The following is a 16,996-nucleotide window of genomic DNA, read 5'->3' as shown; positions in this document are numbered from 1 at the left end:
GAAAGCATCACCGCGCCTGAACAGCTCCGGGATCCGTGAGATTGCGGCGAAATGCCCGTCTCTCCGCGTTATTGCGCATTGCAAGCAGGCGCGAGAGCCTGTATTTCCAGCCGCATGACAGACACGTTGCTCCCATCGACGTCTGCGGCGAGCCCATCCCTCGTCGCGGCCCTTTATCATTTCGTTTCCGTGCCGCGCTTCGAAAGCCTGCGCGAGCCGCTGCAGGCGCTGTGCGAGGCGAACGGCGTGAAGGGAACGCTGCTGCTCGCCCACGAAGGGATCAACGGGACGATTGCTGGCCCTGACGAAGGCATCCGCACGGTTCTCGCCTTTCTGCGCGCCCAGCCCGAATTTGCCGGATTGGAGCACAAGGAAAGCTGGGCATCGAAAATGCCTTTCCTGCGCATGAAGGTGAAGCTGAAGAAAGAGATCGTCACCATGGGCGTCGAGAACATCGACCCCAACAAGGTGGTCGGCACCTACGTGGCGCCGCAGGACTGGAACGCGCTGATCTCCGATCCTGATACGATCGTCATCGACACCCGCAACGACTACGAAACGGCGATCGGGATCTTCCGCGGTGCTGTTGATCCGCAGACCAAGACCTTCCGCGAATTTCCGGAATGGGTGCGCCAGAACACCGGCCTGCACAACAAGCCGAAGATCGCCATGTACTGCACCGGCGGCATCCGTTGCGAAAAGGCGACGGCCTTCATGAAGGAACAGGGCTTCGAAGAGGTCTATCACCTCAAGGGCGGCATCCTGAAGTATCTCGAAGAGGTACCGCAGGAAGAAAGCCTGTGGGATGGTGCCTGCTTCGTCTTCGACGAGCGCGTTTCCGTCGAGCACGGACTGAAGGAAGGCGAGCACAAGCTCTGCCACGCCTGCCGCAACCCGATCACTGCGACCGAAGTCACCTCACCCTATTACGAGGAAGGCGTCTCCTGCAGCAACTGCTACCCTACCCGCACGGAAGAAGACCGGCTGCGCTACCGGCAGCGTCAGCATCAGATCGCGCTGGCCAAGAAGCGCGGACAACGGCACATCGGCACCTAAGCGACTGAAATACGGCGCGCGCCCATCTTCTTGGAGCGCGCGTCCAGAAGCCTTTCGGTGATCTGTTCGGCTGGCATCGGCTTGCCGAAGAAATACCCCTGAAGCGTATCGCATCCGAAAAGGCGGACGGCGACAGCCTGCTGTTCCGTCTCGATGCCTTCCGCGGTCACCGGAATGTCGAGCGAACGTGCCAGCGCCACGGTGGCCTGCAGCATTTCGCGCTGGCCGTCGCTTTCCAGAATCTCCATCACCAGCGAGCGATCGATCTTGATACGGTCGAAGCCGAACTGGCGGAGGTAGCCGATGGACGAAAAGCCCGAGCCGAAATCATCGAGCGCCACTTTGACCCCGAGCGTCTTCAGTCGCTCGATCGCCTGGCGCGTGCGCTGGGGATTCTGGATCATGTAGCCTTCGGTGACTTCCAGCGTGACCCGCTTGGCTTCGATCTCGGTCTGCCGCAGGACGTAGCGGACATAGTCGACAAAGGCCGGATTTCGGAATTGCCCCGGTGAAACGTTGACCGAGATGCGAAGCTCCGGCCATTGCTTGGCGGTCTCGCAAGCTTTGCGCAGGACAAAGAGGCCGAGTGCCTCGATCAGCCCGCTCGCCTCCGCGACCGGGATGAAGACTTCTGGCGACACTGGACCATGGCCCGGACGGTTCCAGCGCACCAGGGCCTCGACGCCGGTCATTTCATGCGTGGCGGCATCGATCAGCGGCTGGTAGGCGAGTGTCAGATCACCACCCTCGATCGCCATGCGCAGGTCGAGTTCAAGCGCATTGCGCTCCTCCCGGTCCGCATCCATCGCCGGATCGTAGAGCGTCATCCGTGCGCGCCCTGCTTCCTTCGCCTTGTACATGGCAAGATCGGCGCGGCGAACCAGTTCTTCGCGATCGACCGTACCACCGACCGAAGAGGCAATGCCGATGCTCGCGCCGATAACGACGACGCGGCGTCCGATCTCCAGCGGCTCGGCCAGAAAATCGAGGATCTGCTCGGAGAGCTGCAGCGCCGCGGCATCCCCGTCCTCGGAGGTAAACGCGATCGCAAACTCGTCGCCGCCGATCCGCGCCAAAACGGCGCCCTCGGGGATCAGGACCTTGAGCCCCGCCGCAACCGCGCGGATGAGCTGGTCGCCGGTCCCGTGGCCGTAGGCATCGTTGACTTCCTTGAAGCCGTCGAGATCGAGATAGAGGATCAGTACGTTGCGATTGGTCTGCGCGGCGTGCTGGACAAAGCTATCCACCGCCAGTCGGAGACCGTCGCGATTCAAGAGGCCACTGAGCCGATCGCGAAGCGTTTCCTCGCGAGCGCGAACTTCTTCGGCGCGAAGCCTCCGGCCCGCCAGCAAGCCGATCACGAGCAGCACGACGAAAAAAAGGCCGACAAGGCAGAGAGCCTTGACGACCATCGGTCGAACTTCGCCGTAGCCGATATCACCCGGAGCACGCGACACCCAGACGAGCTTGCCCAGCGAAGCGCCGACCACATCCTCGATCTTCACAAAATAGGTGGCGGCCGTCTCTGCCGGAACCAGCTTCAGTCCGCCGATGACATAGGTCGTGCCGAGGTCATCGATCTTGCCCGCATCGAGGTGCCTCGCAAAGATCAGGTACCGATGTTGACCGGGAGGCAGGTCGAGCTCGCCCGACTTCTTCCTCACCAGCGCTATGCCAACAGCCGCAATCCCGGTTTTCGTATCGACAAAGCCGGTTGCCTCCGGCGTCTGCCCCGGTCCGGCTGCCTTGACCCGGTCGAACAGCGCCCACAGGGACGGGGCGAAGAAGTCGTCCAGGGTGCCGTCCATCGGCTTACCTTCCTGGTAGGCCATGATCGACTTGCGGTTGTCGTCGACAACGATCGCCATGTCGAAAAGTGAACTGTTGACCGACATCTCGCCGTAGTTCGAAACGGTCCACTCCATGCCGTCGGAGGCATAGACATTGGTGGCTGCATCGTCCCAGGCCGCATAGTCATTGAGGGTCGCGCTCAGCTGTGCCGCGAAGGTGTGCAAGGCACCCGACATCGTCTCGCGTGAACGCTCATCATCCAGCACATTGGATTTGGACGCCACGCGCTCGAGTGCGCTCAAGACCATGATCGTGACGACAGCAACAACCACGGCAAACGAGAACAATACGCCGGTCACGGTCGCGTGCCGACCGATACCTGAACCCTTGTTTTTTGTCTTGAAAAGTGCCGGCATTCCTACTCCCCGATCGGGGAATACTGCCAGCCAAGCGTTCAGAAAACGTTTATGCCGCGCTGTAACGATTAATCATGCGACGATTCTTGAGCGCCGAGGAATATCGGCAAACCATCAGCGGCGCAATCAATATATCCGTTATTTTCCAGTTGTTTAGATAAATGGAAATTGAGTGGAAAGGTCAGCACGCCGATCGATCGCTTTTCGAAACTTTGCAAAGCAATCCGCGAACGCTCCAGATTCTGCAACCTGACAGATCGATGCCGTTTGCTCTTCGTCTGTTTTGCCGAGCACGGGAACGCGGATGAACGCCTCCCCGACAAGGTTGAATGACATCGTCTTCAAGACCTCGGTCAATTGCTCCAGCGCAATGTCCCCGCGATGCGAGGCGTGGGCGATCATGACAGGCTTGAACGGCACCTCGTCGCGCGACACCAGCCAGTCCAGTGCGTTCTTCAAGCCGCCCGGCAGACCATGGGCATATTCCGGGCAGGCAATGATGACGCCGTCGGCTGCGCGAACCTTGGCGGCGAATTCCTCGACGATCGCAGGCGTGTTTTCTCCCTCCCGATCCGGATTGAAGATCGGCAGTTCGCCGATCAGATCCGATATCGCGACGACCACGCCATCCGGCGCATAGTCCCTGAGCGCCTCAAGCAACCGGCGATTGGTTGAGGCCTCTCGCTGGCTGCCGCAGAGCGCATAGAGGAATAGAGGTTTTCGATCCATGCGTCCGGCTTAGCGCAACGCGCCGATTCGGGCCATCATCCGCCCTTGTGATTGCCTTTCGGGAACTGGGCCGCCAGTTCGCTATACCACTTGCCGCTCTTCTTCACGGTGCGAACCTGCGTTTCGTAGTCGACGTGAACAAGGCCGAAGCGCATGCGGTAGCCTTCCGCCCATTCGAAATTGTCCATCAGGCTCCAGGCGAAATAGCCGCGCATAGGGTAGCCGTCCTTGATCAGGTCGGCAACGACATCGAGATGCTCGCTGTAGTAATCGAGACGCGGCTGGTCATCGACCTCGCCATTGACGACGTCCATGTTGTAGCAGGCGCCGTTCTCGGTGATGTAGCATTCCGGCAGTTCGTAGCGACGATAGAGGTCTTCGACGACGTTCTTCAGGCCTGGCGCGTAGACTTCCCAACCGATATCCGTCTTCACGTCGCTGACGCGCGGCGCCTCGACCGTCCACGGGAAATCACCACTCTTGGCCGGATCATCGGCAACGCGCAACGGCGTGTAGTAATTCAGGCCCCACCAATCGAGCTTCTGGCTGATGGTTTTCAGGTCCGCGTCCTCGACCACCGGCATGCGGTCGCCAAGCGCCTCCAGGAATTCCTTCGGATATTCGCCCTTGAAGACAGGATCGAAGAAGGCGCCGTTGTGGAACTGGTGCGCCCGCTCACCCGCTGCCTGGTCTGCGGCACTGTCGGAGCCCGGCATCACGGACATGGCGTTGAGCACGAGACCCACCGGCACGTTCGGGGCTTCCGAACGGATCGCCTCGACACCGAGACCATGCGCGAGGTTCATGTGATGCATCGCATGCAGCGCCGCCTGCATGTTGCGCTCGCCTGGCGCATGAATGCCGTAGAGATGGCTGAGCCAGACAATGCACCACGGCTCGTTGAACGTCGCCACGCTGTCGAGGCGGTCGCCGAGGCGAGCCATGACAGTCTTGGCATAGCGCTGATAGGCATAAGCCGTCGAACGCGCCGTCCAGCCGCCGTCGCCCGCCAATAGCAGGGGCAGATCCCAGTGGTAGAGTGTAGCGAAGGTCTTGATGCCACGCGCCTTGCAGCCATCGACGAGGCGATCATAGAAATCGAGGCCGGCTTCATTCACCGGGCCCGTGCCGTCAGGAATGATGCGCGGCCAGGCGATCGAGAACCGATAGGCCTCGACGCCCATCGACTTGATCAGGTCGAGATCCTGGTCGAGCCTGTTGTAGTGATCGCAGGCGACATCGCCATTGTGGCGGCCATAGACCCGCCCCGGCATGTTGCAGAAGGCATCCCAGATCGACGGCTTGCGGCCATCGGCCTTGCTTGCGCCCTCTATCTGAAATGCGGCAGTCGCAACGCCAAAGGTAAAATCGCCCGGAAAGCGGGCGGCGAGGGTCTTCGCATCGATCATCTGGAAATCCCGTTCTTCATGGTTTCGACGGCGGTTTAGCCAAGCGGACCGATGTTGTACAGAGCGGAAATGACAGGACTGCAACGTTTCAGTGGCTGGATAGGGGATTGCTCCCGACAGGCTTGAAGAGTCGCGTCCAAGCCCCGCGAGAGCCTTGCCTTGCAATGCACCAATTTTCGCGGAACAACGCTGCCATGAGTATTCCCAAGACGCACCCCTTCCCCTTCGACCCCACCTACGGCATGACGCTTGACCAGTTGCGTGCCATCGCCCCGCCGCCGGCACCGCCAGGTTTCGATGGGTTCTGGGCGAAGCGCTATGAGCGAGCGCTTGCCATCGATCCGCAGCCGAGGTTGAAGAAAAGCGCGTTCACCCACCCCGCCTGGCATGTGCTCGACATCACATACCGCTCGAGCGGCGACGTTGAGATCAGCGGTTGGCTGCTGCTGCCGCGCGACAGACCGGTGCGCCGCGGCGTAATCGTGGGCCACGGCTATGGCGGCCGCGATGCGCCGGATTTCGAGCAGCCAGTGGAGGAAACAGCCCTGCTCTTCCCGTGCTTTCGTGGCATGTCGAAAAGCCAGCATCCGCCGATCCCGTCAGATGCGCCGGGCCATGTGCTGCATGACATCGACAAGCCCGACCAATACGTCATCGGCGGTTGCGTCGACGATCTCTGGCTCGCCGTCTCGACGCTGCTTGCACTCTATCCCTGGCTATCAGGCCGGATCGGCTATATCGGCGCCAGCTTCGGCGGCGGCATCGGCGCGCTGGGCATCCCCTTCGATCCCCGCATCGCCAGGGGCTACCTCGTCGTCCCGACCTTCGGTGACCGCGCCCAATGGCTGACGCTACCGACCGTCGGCAGTGCCGATTCAGTCCAGACCTACCGCAAGACAAACCCCGACGTCCTCGATCACCTGCGCTTGTTCGATGCCGCGACCGCCGCCACGCGGATCAACGTACCCATGCTGGTCGCCCCCGCGCTGTTCGACCCCGCCGTCGCACCGCCCTGCCAGTTCGCCGTGGTCAACGCCCTGCCGGTGTCAAAAGACAACGAGATCTTCGTGCTCGATGCCGGCCACTTCGATTATCCCGGCATGATGGAGCAGAACTACGCCCTGCGCGAAAAGCTCCGCGGGTTTCTGCGCCTGCTGTAGCAGGATACCTCAACAAGCTGCTCTCCCCGCATGAGGGAGACGCCCGGCAGCTCGCCGACCCGATAACGCTGATGTCAGAAGTCGTGAATTGTCATTGCCGCAACCACAGCTAAAGGCTGCAGGCAGTCTTCCTCATGAAAGGTCTGCCATGTTCGCTTCGGTCAGCTCCCTGCAACCGCATCTTCTCAGCCTGCTGCGTATTGTCTCGTCGCTCGTGCTCTTCAGCTACGGCACGCAGAAGATCCTGCATTTCCCCGCCGCCGAGCGGGTGCCTGATGTCGGCTCCCTGTCCTGGATCGCCGGGCTGCTTGAGCTTGTTCTTGGTTTTCTGGTGCTGATCGGCTTCCAGACGCGCGCTGCAGCCTTCGTGCTGTCAGGCCTGATGGCCTTTGCCTATTTCATCGGCCACGCATCGAAAAGCCTGTATCCCGCCCAGAACGGCGGCGTCGCCGCCATCCTGTTCTGCTTCGTCTTCCTCTACATCGTCGCTGCCGGCGCCGGACCATTCAGCGTCGATGCCGTGACGAAGCGCAAGCAGGCGACGGCCTGACCGATACGCGGTTCGAAGCGGCGCATTGCCGCTTCGAACACAGAGCCGAACAACGCTCACGGGTTCTGTTTCGCGTCCTTGAGCTTCACTGCCATCGAGACGGTGCCGCGCACGATTATGTCATTGCGCGAGCCATCGCCTCGAGGATAGCGATTGAGATCAGCGGTGCTCGTAAGATTGGTGATCTGGCAGCTCTCGGCCAGGGTCTGCAGAATGAGATCGCACTGTCCACCCGCCATCAGGTAAAACCCCCTCTGCGCAGTGCTGATCTGCTCAGCAGTATCCTTGTCCGCTTCGACAGGTACGGAGAGCGACATCGTCGCCTGCACGTTGACCATTCCCGGCGTACGCTGCCCGGCATAGAAATTCGGCATGCGATTGGGCATGTCCTGCGACAGTACCGGAAACGCGACAAGCGCGAAGCCGCAGGTCATGACTCTGGCAAAAACTTTCATCGAACGTCTCCCCATCTGGTTGCGTTCGTTTCTGCCACAGCATTGTTAAACGACAATGAGCGCACTCCCTGAGAATGCGCTCAATAGTTGCATTTCATATCTGGATGAGGGATCAGACCTTGACCCAGGCGCCATTCTTCTTAGAGGAAGCCACGCAGGCCTCGACGAAGGCAACACCCTTCACACCGTCATCGACCGTCGGGTAAACCACGGCCTTGTCGACTGCCTTGCCCTTCTTGTGGGCATTGATGGCATGCGCGGCTTCCGTGTAGATCGTCGCGAAGGCTTCGAGATAGCCTTCCGGATGACCGGACGGAATGCGCGAAACGCGGGCAGCGGCAGGGCCGGAGCCGGCGCCGTTGCGGGTGATCAGGCGCTTCGGTTCGCCGAATGGCGTGAACCACAGGTAGTTCGGATCGGCCTGTACCCATTCCAGGCCACCCTTGGTGCCATAGACGCGGACCTTGAGGCCGTTTTCGTGGCCGGGCGCGACCTGGCTGCACCAGAGCATGCCCTTCGCCGGCTTCTCGGACCCCTTGGCCTTGAAGCGAAGCATGACGTGGGCGTTGTCGTCGAGACGACGGCCTTCGACGAAGCTGTCGAGGTCGGCCGCAAGGCTGTCGAGTTCGAGGCCGGAGACAAAGGAAGCGAGGTTATAGGCATGCGTGCCGATATCGCCGGTGGAGCCGCCTGCACCCGACTGCGCCGGGTCGGTGCGCCATACGGCCTGCTTTGCACCACTCTGCTCGACCGCTTCGGTCAGCCAGTCCTGCGGATATTCCGCCTGGACGATGCGGATATCGCCGAGTTCGCCATTGGCGATCATCTCGCGTGCCTGACGAACCATCGGATAGCCGGTGTAGTTATGCGTCAGGATGAAGAGCGCGCCGCTTTCGTCGGCCACCTTCTTCAGCTTCTTGGCATCCGCAAGGTTCGACGTCAGCGGCTTGTCGCAGATGACGTGAATGCCGCGACGCAGGAATTCCTTGGCAGCGTCGTAGTGGACGTGGTTCGGCGTGACGATCGAGACCGCTTCGATGCCGTTCTTCAGCTTCGCCTCGCGGATCGCCATCTCGCGATAGCTCGAATAGGTGCGCGACGGATCAAGACCGAGATCGCGGCCCGAGGCAAGCGCCTTCTCCGGCGTCGACGACAGGGCGCCGGCGATCAGGTCATATTGATCGTCGATGCGGGCAGCGATGCGATGCACCGCGCCGATGAACGCGCCGGCGCCACCGCCGACCATGCCGAGACGGATGCGCGGTTCGCGCGCCTGTTCTGTAGATGCTTCAATTGCCATTGGTTCCTCCAAAATTAGTCCCTGCGGGAAAGGTCCCCCTCTGCCCTGCCGGGCATCTCCCCCACAAGGGGGGAGAAAACTCGCGGCGGCGCCTCACCTAAGCCCCTCCCCCTTGTGGGGAGGGGTTGGGGAGGGGTTTTAGCTGATCAAAGCCCCAGCATGCGGCGGTTGGCCGCCTGGTCCGTGCCGCTGCCCGCGAAGTCGTCGAACGCCTTCTCGGTGACGCGGATGATGTGCGATTTGACGAACTCCGCACCTTCGCGTGCGCCGTCCTCCGGATGCTTCAGCGCGCATTCCCATTCGACAACGGCCCAACCATCGAAGTTGTTGGCTGTCATCTTAGAGAACACCGCGCCGAAATCGACCTGGCCATCGCCGAGCGACCGGAAGCGGCCGGCACGTTCGACCCAGCCCTGGTAACCGCCATAGACGCCCTGGCGACCCGTCGGATTGAACTCGGCATCCTTGACGTGGAACATCTTGATCCGGTCTTTGTAGATGTCGATGTTGTCGAGGTAGTCCAGGCATTGCAGCACGTAGTGCGAGGGATCGTAGAGCATGTTGGCGCGCGGATGGTTCTTCACGCGCTCGAGGAACATCTCGAAGGTCACGCCGTCATGCAGGTCTTCGCCCGGATGGATCTCGTAGCAAACGTCGACGCCGTTTTCGTCGGCGTGGTTGAGGATCGGCGTCCAGCGCTTGGCAAGTTCGTCGAAGGCGGTCTCGACGAGACCGGCGGGGCGCTGCGGCCATGGATAGATGAACGGCCAGGCAAGTGCTCCGGAGAAGGTCGCATGTGCCTTGATGCCGAGGTGCTTCGACGCCGTCAGCGCCATCTTCACCTGCTCGACAGCCCATTCCTGGCGGGCCTTCGGATTTCCACGCACTTCGGGCGCGGCGAAACCATCGAAGGCTTCGTCATAGGCTGGATGCACGGCGACCAGCTGGCCCTGCAGGTGGGTGGAAAGCTCGGTGATTTCGACGCCGTTCTGGCGCGCAACGCCCGCGAACTCGTCGCAATAGTCCTTCGAGGATGCAGCCTTCTTCAAGTCGATGAGCTGGCCCGCCCAGGTCGGAACCTGCACGCCCTTGTAGCCGATATCGGCCGCCCATTTGGTGATCGAATCCCACGAGTTGAAAGGTGCGGCGTCGCCCGCGAACTGCCCGAGGAACAAGCCTGGGCCCTTGATCGTTTTCATGTCAATTCCTCCCTGAATGACGACCGTAAACGTTTCTGGTAGAGTTCTACCACGCAATTTACCGTCTGCAAGCCGATTTCGGCGAAACAGTGAATTTGCCCGACGGGGCGAAAACCTGACGTGCCAGACTTAATCACGGCATGCCCTCACCCGCAAGATGTACGTACCGCATTTATGCCTTCTCCCGGCGATTGCCGATCGGAACGAGCCGTTTCGATGGACTTCCGGCCGCCCCGTGATACTCTCCTTGCACCAGGAGGTTAGCGCATGACGCGGCGACTGGCAGCAATCTTGGATGCGGACGTCGTTGGCTTCTCCCGATTGATGGGAATGGACGAAGCGGGCACCTTCGCGACGCTGAAAGCTCACAACAGCGAGATCATTGTTCCCGCGATCACGCGCCAGCACGGACGCGTGGTGAAGTTTGTGGGCGACGGCCTGCTGGCGGAATTCGCGAGCGTGGTGGACGCGCTGGCCTGCGCAATGGAAACCCAGATCGCGCTCCGCGAGCGCAATGAGAGTATCGCGTCTGAACGACAGATGCTCTGGCGTATCGGCATTCACGTCGACGATGTTCTCGTGGAGGATGACGACATCTTTGGCGAGGGCGTCAATGTGGCGGCGTGCCTGCAAGGCTTGGCACCGCCCGGCGGGATCTGCGTCTCGCAGCAGGTTCGCGACCAGGTGGGCTCGAGGCTCGCATTTCCCGCGACCGACTTCGGCAACAGGCGGCTGCAACACATCGATCACCCTGTCCGCGTCTGGCGCTGGTCGCCCTACCAGAACGGACACGTGTGGCCGGAGCCCGTGGCGAGTTCTCCGCCGCCTGTTCAGAAGCGCCCCTCGATTGCCGTACTCCCGTTCGCCAACATGTCGAGCATCGAAGGGCAGGAGCATTTTTCGGACGGCTTCACCGATGAGCTGATCGCGACGCTGGCGCGGTGCCGCTGGATGCTCGTCGCTTCGCGCAATTCCTCCTTCAGCTTCAAGGGACAGGCGGTGGATGCGCGAAAGGCCGCGCAGGACCTCGGCGTGAAGTATGTGCTTGAAGGCAGCATCAGGCGGTCGGGCGCAAAAATTCGGGTGACGGCACAGCTGCTCCACGGCAGCGACGGAACGCTCCTTTGGGCCGAGCGCTACGACCGCATGCTGGCGGATATTTTCGAGGTTCAGGACGAGATCGCATCCGAGATCACCGGAACGATCGAACCCGAGCTCGGCGTCATCGAATTCGCCGCCCTTCGCGAGCGCCCGCCGGTCGATATGACGGCATGGGAAATCTATCTGAAGGGGCTCTGGCACCTCTACAGGTTCACGCTCGACGATCTCAACATGGCCAAGGATCTGTTCGAGCAGGCAATCCGCGTCGATCCGAGCTTTGCCCAGGCACAGGCGCGGCTCGCCTACGTGCATATCCAGCTCGGCTGGTACGGCTCCGTGGAGGAGCGCGGCGGACGCATTTGCGAAGCGATCGACCTTGCCGAGCACGCAATCCTGCTCGACCAGAAGGAGCCGGCCGCGCATATGGCGCTTGGCCGGGCGCTCGCGCTTGACGGCGCGACGCAGGCCGGCATCGCGCATCTGCGCAATGCGATCGCATTGGACAGCAGCTTCGCGCAGGCACATTTCGCTCTCGGCCAGGCGTTGTGTTACGCGCAACGGCCCGAGGAGGGAATGCCTGAGATCAGGGAAGCCTTTCGCCTCAGTCCGCGCGATCCGCATTTATGGACTTTCTACAACATGCTTGCGATTGCCCATTATCAAATGGGGAACATGAACGAGGCCGCCGAGGCGGCGCGGGCATCGCTGCGATCTCCGAACGTGACCTTCTGGCCGGCGCTGATCCTGGTTGCCATTCTCGGCCGACAGGGCAAGGCAGACGAAGCCGGCGAGGCCATCGGCATTCTTCATCGTTTTCGTCCGGGAATGAATCTCGCTGCTGCGCGACGGGAATTCTACTTCGGCGACAATGCCACCATGACAGAGGCGTTCGTCGATCAGTTCGCCGCCGATCTGGCGAGCGCCGGTCTACCGCAGTGACGAAAAGAGCGCCCGTTCCTTCGAGCGGGCGCCCTCGACTATCAATGGATCAGAACGGCGAATCCGGGAAGTAGAAGTCCTTCGCGTTGTCCTTCGTCACCAGCGTCGCATCGAGGATATAGGTGCCGCGAACCGGAACCTGATCGTAGAGCGAAGCAGCAGTCAGTTCCATGGCGGTACCCACCATCGCCGGCGGATAGAGAACGTCGACCGGGATCAGCTTGTCGCCGTCCATGACCTTCTTGACCATGTCCTTCGAGCCGGCACCGGCCACGACATACTTGATGTCGGTGCGCTTGGCCTGCTCGATTGCCTGCAGCACGCCGACAGCCATGTCGTCATCCTGGCACCAGACCACGTCGATCTTCGGATACTTGGTCAGGTAGTCCTGCATCACCTTGAAGGCATCGTCGCGGTTCCAGTTGCCGAACTGGCGGTCCAGAACCTTGACGTTCGAGCCGGCGATACCCTTGTCGAAGCCATCCTGGCGCTGCTGGTCGATCGGGATCGGCAGGCCGCGGATAACGACAACCTGCGCATCAGGCGTCGTGTCCTTGATGTACTTGCCGGCGACTTCGCCGAGCGCCGGATTGTTGCCGGCAACGTAGATGTCACGGACGGAGTTGTCGTTGGTGCTCGGTGCACGGTCGACCAGCGCCACGAAGGTGCCCTTGTCCTTGACTTCCTTGATGGCGTTGACCAGCGGATCCGGATCCGACGGCAGGATGACCAGCGCGTCCATGCCCTGCGTCGCCAGATCCTGCACGGCGTTTGCCTGGCTTGCGGCATCAGGCGACGTCTTGACGATCACGGTGAGGTCAGGGTGCTCGGCCATCAGAAGCTTGGCGACGCGCTCGGCATGGAACACCACGCCGGAGGTCCAGCCGTGGTCGGCCGCCGGGATCGATACGCCGATGGTCTTCTTGTCCGCCGAGTGAGCGACGCCGGCGAGCAGCGCCGCTGTCACGACCGCCAAACTGAATAGTGTCTTACGCATGTCTATTTTCCTCCCATTAAACCCCAGGGCTTGCGAATCTTGAGACCGAGCGCCCCGCCGACCCGGCCAATCCCTTGCTACCTGCGCGCCAGCGACCGCTGCACGAGCATGGCAATGATGATGATCGAACCCTGGATGGCGCCGATCAGATATTCCGAGATGAAGTTGGACAGCAGCATGATGTTGCCGACGAGTTCCAGGATGAAGGCACCGCAGATCGTGCCCCAGACACGCCCTGCCCCACCCTTCAAGGCCGTGCCGCCGACGACGACCGCGGTGATGGCCTGCAGTTCCCACAGGATGCCCGTCGTCGCCGATGTCGAACCGAGACGCGGCACATAGAGCAGCACGGCGATCGCCACGCAGAGTCCCTGGATGACAAAGGCGATGGTGCGCACGCGGTTGACCGCGATACCGGAATAGCGCGCCACGTCGCGGTTCGAGCCGACGGCCACGACATGGCGACCGTAACGCGTGCGATAGAGAATGAAGGCAGCGACGGCGGTGACGGCGAGGATGACGACGATCGGCACCGGCACGCCGGCGATCGAGCCGAAATAGACCGGGCGATACAGTGCCTGCTGCTCCGCCGAGCGCAGCGTGATCGCCCCGCCCTGCGACAGCCACGTCGTCAGCCCGCGATAGATCCCCATGGTTCCGAGCGTAGCGATGAACGGCTCGATCTTGCCGAGTGTCGTGATCAGCCCATTGGCGAGCCCGCACAGCGCGCCGGCAACGACAGTGAAAACCACGGCGACCACCAGCATCAGCACCGGATTGGCGATGATCCCGGAATTCATCAGCAGGATCATAAGGCTGGCAACGAAAGCCACCATCGAGCCGACAGAAAGATCAAGATCGCCGGACGAGATGACGAAGGTGGCGCCAACCGCGATGATGGCAATGAAGGCGCTGCGGGTGGCGACATTGGCGAGATTGGTAATGCCGATGAAGTTCGGATTGACAAGCGCACCGACGACGAGCAGCAGGGCCAGCGCCGCGAAAGGCGCGACTGCCCTGAGGTCGATATCCCGCCAGGAGCGTCGTCTGATCTCCCTGGTCTCCTCGTTCACAGTCATGTCCAAAACCATCCTCCCGTCGCGTCCCTGCTGGGCACGTAATCTGTCTTGCCGCGTGCGCCGCGGCTGTTGTTATTTGTCGCCTCAGGCAGCCTTCTTCTTCAGGCCCGCTGCATAGCGCATGATCTCCTGTTCGGAGATTTCGTCACCTTCAAGCACGCCGACGATACGCCCCTCGCGCATGACCGCCACCCTCGTACAAAGGCCTATGACCTCCGGCATTTCGGATGACACGACGATGATTGAGCGGCCGTCGCGGGCCAGCGCCGAGATGAAGTGATAGATCTGCTGCTTGGTGCCGACATCGATACCGCGCGTCGGCTCATCGATGATGATGATCTCAGGCTCCGTTTCCATGACCTTGGCCAGCAGCAGCTTCTGCTGGTTTCCGCCCGACATGCGACCGGCGACGATATTGGCGTCGCGCACCCTGATATCGAAGCGACGCCGCGCCTTGGCCAGCGCCGACGCCTCGCTGCTCGGGCTGAGATAGCCGTGGCGCGAATGTTGACCGAGCGATTGCAGCGTCAGGTTCGCCATCATGTTGGAGCCGAGCAACAGCCCCTTCGACTTGCGATCCTTCGTCATGTAGGCAAGCCCGCAGCGGTTGGCTGCGTGCACATCACCGGCCGGAACCGTCTCGCCCTTGATGATGACTTCGCCCGATGTACGGCTGCGCAGCCCGGCGATTGCCTCCATCAACTCCGTGCGACCCGATCCGATCATGCCGGAGAAGCCGATGATCTCGCCCTTGCGCACCTCGAAGCTTGCATCCTGGACATAGCCGGTCGACACGGATTCGACCAGCAGCACGACTTCCTCGTCGACATCGGGCTCCACCTTGGTCGGATAGAGACTGGAAAGTTCGCGACCGACCATCAGCTGCGCGATCGATTCTCCGTCGAGCAGCGAGGTTGGCGACGTCTTCACCCATTGGCCGTCGCGCAGTACCGTGACGCGATCGGTCAGTTCCATGACCTCGTCGAGCTTGTGCGACACGAAGACGAAGCTCGTGCCCTTGTCGCGCAGCTTGCGCACCTGCTTGAACAGGAAATTGGTTTCTTCCCGCGACAGAACGGCGGTCGGCTCGTCCATGAAGACGACGCGGGCATCGCGGCTGATCGCCTTGGCGATTTCGACCATCTGCTTGTCGGCGATGGACAGCGTGCTGATCAGAGCGTTCTCATCGACATGCGAACCGAGAAGATCGAGCGCCTTGCGCGTTTCCGCACGCATGTACTTGCGGTCGAGAACACCGAAGCGCGTGACCTCGCGGCCGAGAAACAGGCTTTCGGTAACGGTCAGGTGTTCCGCGAGATTGAATTCCTGGTGTATGATCACGATGCCGAGTGCTTCGGCGGCTCCGTTGGGCGGCAATGTCACCGGCTTGCCGTCGAGGATGATTTCGCCCGAGGTCGGCTGCTCGAAGCCCGACATGACCTTCACCAGCGTCGATTTGCCCGCGCCGTTCTCACCCATCAGCGCATGGATTTCACCAGCGCGAAGATCGAAATTGACGCTGAAGAGGACCTGCACACCATTGAAGGACTTGCATATGCGCCGGGCGGACAACACCACCGGCGCCGCCTCGACAGTCTCCACACTCATGATTTCCTCCCTGCGGACTCCCATCCGCCTGAGCCTATGTAAACCTTTACATACCGCATGTAAAGGTTTACATCATTGCTTTACACAGATCTGTCTGGTTCGACCTTTGACGTACCGTTCAGTCTGTGTAGTGTCGCCGCGAATGCAGCCCCAAGGCAGAACGCAGTGTCGAATTCCGCGCCCGCAACAATCGAAGACGTCGCCAGAATCGCCGAGGTTTCCATCGCGACGGTATCGCGGGCAATCCACACGCCGGAGAAGGTCGCGAACTCGACTCGGCTGAAGGTCAACCAGGCGATCGCAATCACAGGATACACGACGAACGCCATGGCGCGCAGCCTGCGACTTGGCCGTTCGAACATGATTCTGGTGGTGGCGCCCGACATCGGCGACCCCAATTTTTCCAACATTCTGGTCGGCCTGGAGAATGAAGCCCGCGCCCATGGCTACGGCATTCTGATCGGCCATACGCAGAACGATGCCCAGCGCGGCCTCGAATATCTCAAGTTCCTGAATTCGAACCAGGCGGCGGGACTGATTCTCTTCACCGGCATCCTGCCCTTCGGCCATCAGACAATGACGGCGAGACTGCCGCCGAGCGTCGGCGTGTTCGAGCCGGTCTTCAACGGCGGCATTCCCTATGTCGGCGTCGACGATACCGAAGGCGCGCGCAAGGCCGTGGACCTGCTGCTTGCCGAAGGCCACCGCAAGATCGCCTTCATCGGCGATAGCAGAACCCGACTTGCCTACTCCCGGCGCCGACAGGGCTATGACGAGGGGCTCGATGCGGCCGGCGTTGCCCCGGATCAGCGCATCGTGCTCGAGGGCGACGGCACGCTTGAAAGCGGACGCCATGCCGTCGAACAGCTTTTCATGCGCGATACGCTGCCGACCGCATTCATGTGCGTCAACGACCAGACCGCCATCGGCGTCATGATCGGCCTCGGCGCCCGCGGCTATGACATTCCCCGCGACTTCTCCGTCACCGGTTTCGACGACGTGCCGCAGGCCGTCTTCATGTCGCCACCGCTGACGACGATACGGCAGCCTCGGACAGCTATCGGCAAGCAGGCGATGGCCCTGCTGCTGGAACTCCTGTCGGACGGACGGCCAACAGAGACCGAAATCCTGCTGCGCCCGGATCTCGTGGTCCGCAACTCCGTTTCGGCGCCGTCGCGCAAATGGACGAAGCGTTGAGTTCTGACGC

14 protein-coding genes are annotated in these 16,996 nt (G+C 61.5%); 5 read left to right on the top strand and 9 right to left on the bottom strand.

The window, feature by feature from the left end; genetic code table 11:
* The first annotated feature begins 114 nt into the window (after window positions 1-114).
* Entirely contained in the window at window positions 115-1,056 is a 942-nt protein-coding gene (locus A6U87_RS28630; protein ID WP_065694713.1) for a rhodanese-related sulfurtransferase, read from the top strand.
* Here A6U87_RS28630 and A6U87_RS28625 read toward each other — a convergent pair.
* The 3 genes from A6U87_RS28625 to A6U87_RS28615 all read right to left on the bottom strand — a co-directional run bounded on the left by A6U87_RS28625 (window position 1,053) and on the right by A6U87_RS28615 (window position 5,401).
* Complete coding sequence (locus tag A6U87_RS28625) at window positions 1,053-3,263, bottom strand: EAL domain-containing protein (protein ID WP_065694712.1); 2,211 nt, start codon at window positions 3,261-3,263, stop codon at window positions 1,053-1,055. The genes A6U87_RS28630 and A6U87_RS28625 overlap by 4 nt on opposite strands.
* 153 nt (window positions 3,264-3,416) lie before the next feature.
* Entirely contained in the window at window positions 3,417-3,992 is a 576-nt protein-coding gene (locus A6U87_RS28620) for an NADPH-dependent FMN reductase (protein ID WP_065694711.1), read from the bottom strand.
* Between the two features lie 35 nt (window positions 3,993-4,027).
* Window positions 4,028-5,401 carry a GH1 family beta-glucosidase gene (locus A6U87_RS28615; protein ID WP_065694710.1) on the bottom strand — a complete coding sequence of 458 codons (1,374 nt, stop codon included), beginning with the start codon at window positions 5,399-5,401 and terminating at the stop codon, window positions 4,028-4,030.
* A 194-nt stretch (window positions 5,402-5,595) separates the two neighbouring features.
* On the opposite strand from A6U87_RS28615, the gene A6U87_RS28610 reads away from it, so the two are divergent.
* Together A6U87_RS28610 and A6U87_RS28605 are read left to right on the top strand one after the other, a co-directional pair.
* Window positions 5,596-6,561 carry an acetylxylan esterase gene (locus A6U87_RS28610; RefSeq protein WP_065694709.1) on the top strand — a complete coding sequence of 322 codons (966 nt, stop codon included), beginning with the start codon at window positions 5,596-5,598 and terminating at the stop codon, window positions 6,559-6,561.
* A 148-nt stretch (window positions 6,562-6,709) separates the two neighbouring features.
* Window positions 6,710-7,111, top strand: a complete 402-nt coding sequence (locus tag A6U87_RS28605) for a DoxX family protein (RefSeq protein WP_065694708.1) — start codon at window positions 6,710-6,712, stop codon at window positions 7,109-7,111.
* A 56-nt stretch (window positions 7,112-7,167) separates the two neighbouring features.
* On the opposite strand, the gene A6U87_RS28600 is transcribed toward A6U87_RS28605, so the two are convergent.
* The 3 genes from A6U87_RS28600 to A6U87_RS28590 form a co-directional block, all read right to left on the bottom strand.
* Window positions 7,168-7,566 (bottom strand): hypothetical protein, encoded by a 399-nt coding sequence (locus tag A6U87_RS28600; RefSeq protein WP_065694707.1) that lies wholly within the window; start codon window positions 7,564-7,566, stop codon window positions 7,168-7,170.
* 112 nt (window positions 7,567-7,678) lie between these two features.
* The gene (locus tag A6U87_RS28595; RefSeq protein ID WP_065694706.1) at window positions 7,679-8,866 is read right to left on the bottom strand and encodes a Gfo/Idh/MocA family protein; all 1,188 of its coding nucleotides are present in this window, start codon (window positions 8,864-8,866) and stop codon (window positions 7,679-7,681) included.
* Window positions 8,867-9,012: 146 nt separating this feature from the next.
* Window positions 9,013-10,065: a sugar phosphate isomerase/epimerase gene (locus A6U87_RS28590; RefSeq protein ID WP_065694705.1), complete on the bottom strand. Its 1,053-nt coding sequence runs from the start codon at window positions 10,063-10,065 to the stop codon at window positions 9,013-9,015.
* A 267-nt stretch (window positions 10,066-10,332) separates the two neighbouring features.
* Here A6U87_RS28590 and A6U87_RS28585 point away from each other — a divergent pair, with 267 nt between their 5' ends.
* Complete coding sequence (locus A6U87_RS28585; RefSeq protein ID WP_065694704.1) at window positions 10,333-12,105, top strand: adenylate/guanylate cyclase domain-containing protein; 1,773 nt, start codon at window positions 10,333-10,335, stop codon at window positions 12,103-12,105.
* 49 nt (window positions 12,106-12,154) lie between these two features.
* On the opposite strand, the gene A6U87_RS28580 is transcribed toward A6U87_RS28585, so the two are convergent.
* The 3 genes from A6U87_RS28580 to A6U87_RS28570 form a co-directional block, all read right to left on the bottom strand.
* Window positions 12,155-13,102 carry a substrate-binding domain-containing protein gene (locus A6U87_RS28580; protein WP_065694703.1) on the bottom strand — a complete coding sequence of 316 codons (948 nt, stop codon included), beginning with the start codon at window positions 13,100-13,102 and terminating at the stop codon, window positions 12,155-12,157.
* A 77-nt stretch (window positions 13,103-13,179) separates the two neighbouring features.
* Entirely contained in the window at window positions 13,180-14,181 is a 1,002-nt protein-coding gene (locus tag A6U87_RS28575; RefSeq protein ID WP_065694803.1) for an ABC transporter permease, read from the bottom strand.
* Window positions 14,182-14,265: 84 nt separating this feature from the next.
* Window positions 14,266-15,789 carry a sugar ABC transporter ATP-binding protein gene (locus A6U87_RS28570; RefSeq protein ID WP_065694702.1) on the bottom strand — a complete coding sequence of 508 codons (1,524 nt, stop codon included), beginning with the start codon at window positions 15,787-15,789 and terminating at the stop codon, window positions 14,266-14,268.
* A gap of 165 nt (window positions 15,790-15,954) precedes the next feature.
* Here A6U87_RS28570 and A6U87_RS28565 point away from each other — a divergent pair, with 165 nt between their 5' ends.
* A complete protein-coding gene (locus A6U87_RS28565; RefSeq protein ID WP_065694701.1) occupies window positions 15,955-16,986 on the top strand; it encodes a LacI family DNA-binding transcriptional regulator in 1,032 nt (343 codons plus the stop codon).
* Window positions 16,987-16,996 lie beyond the last annotated feature (10 nt).

Origin of the sequence: Rhizobium sp. AC44/96 (genome assembly GCF_001692185.1) — a bacterium.
Lineage (GTDB): Bacteria > Pseudomonadota > Alphaproteobacteria > Rhizobiales > Rhizobiaceae > Rhizobium.
This window is presented reverse-complemented; position numbering and strand designations above follow the sequence as displayed.

Excerpts from the sequence above, each read along its gene's own strand:
- A6U87_RS28630 (WP_065694713.1), top strand. The coding sequence starts at position 115 with ATGACAGACACGTTGCTCCCATCGACGTCTGCGGCGAGCCCATCCCTC.
- A6U87_RS28595 (WP_065694706.1), bottom strand. The coding sequence starts at position 8,866 with ATGGCAATTGAAGCATCTACAGAACAGGCGCGCGAACCGCGCATCCGT.
- A6U87_RS28615 (WP_065694710.1), bottom strand. The coding sequence starts at position 5,401 with ATGATCGATGCGAAGACCCTCGCCGCCCGCTTTCCGGGCGATTTTACC.
- A6U87_RS28570 (WP_065694702.1), bottom strand. The coding sequence starts at position 15,789 with ATGAGTGTGGAGACTGTCGAGGCGGCGCCGGTGGTGTTGTCCGCCCGG.
- A6U87_RS28605 (WP_065694708.1), top strand. The coding sequence starts at position 6,710 with ATGTTCGCTTCGGTCAGCTCCCTGCAACCGCATCTTCTCAGCCTGCTG.
- A6U87_RS28590 (WP_065694705.1), bottom strand. The coding sequence starts at position 10,065 with ATGAAAACGATCAAGGGCCCAGGCTTGTTCCTCGGGCAGTTCGCGGGC.
- A6U87_RS28625 (WP_065694712.1), bottom strand. The coding sequence starts at position 3,263 with ATGCCGGCACTTTTCAAGACAAAAAACAAGGGTTCAGGTATCGGTCGG.
- A6U87_RS28600 (WP_065694707.1), bottom strand. The coding sequence starts at position 7,566 with ATGAAAGTTTTTGCCAGAGTCATGACCTGCGGCTTCGCGCTTGTCGCG.
- A6U87_RS28610 (WP_065694709.1), top strand. The coding sequence starts at position 5,596 with ATGAGTATTCCCAAGACGCACCCCTTCCCCTTCGACCCCACCTACGGC.
- A6U87_RS28575 (WP_065694803.1), bottom strand. The coding sequence starts at position 14,181 with ATGACTGTGAACGAGGAGACCAGGGAGATCAGACGACGCTCCTGGCGG.
- A6U87_RS28620 (WP_065694711.1), bottom strand. The coding sequence starts at position 3,992 with ATGGATCGAAAACCTCTATTCCTCTATGCGCTCTGCGGCAGCCAGCGA.
- A6U87_RS28585 (WP_065694704.1), top strand. The coding sequence starts at position 10,333 with ATGACGCGGCGACTGGCAGCAATCTTGGATGCGGACGTCGTTGGCTTC.
- A6U87_RS28580 (WP_065694703.1), bottom strand. The coding sequence starts at position 13,102 with ATGCGTAAGACACTATTCAGTTTGGCGGTCGTGACAGCGGCGCTGCTC.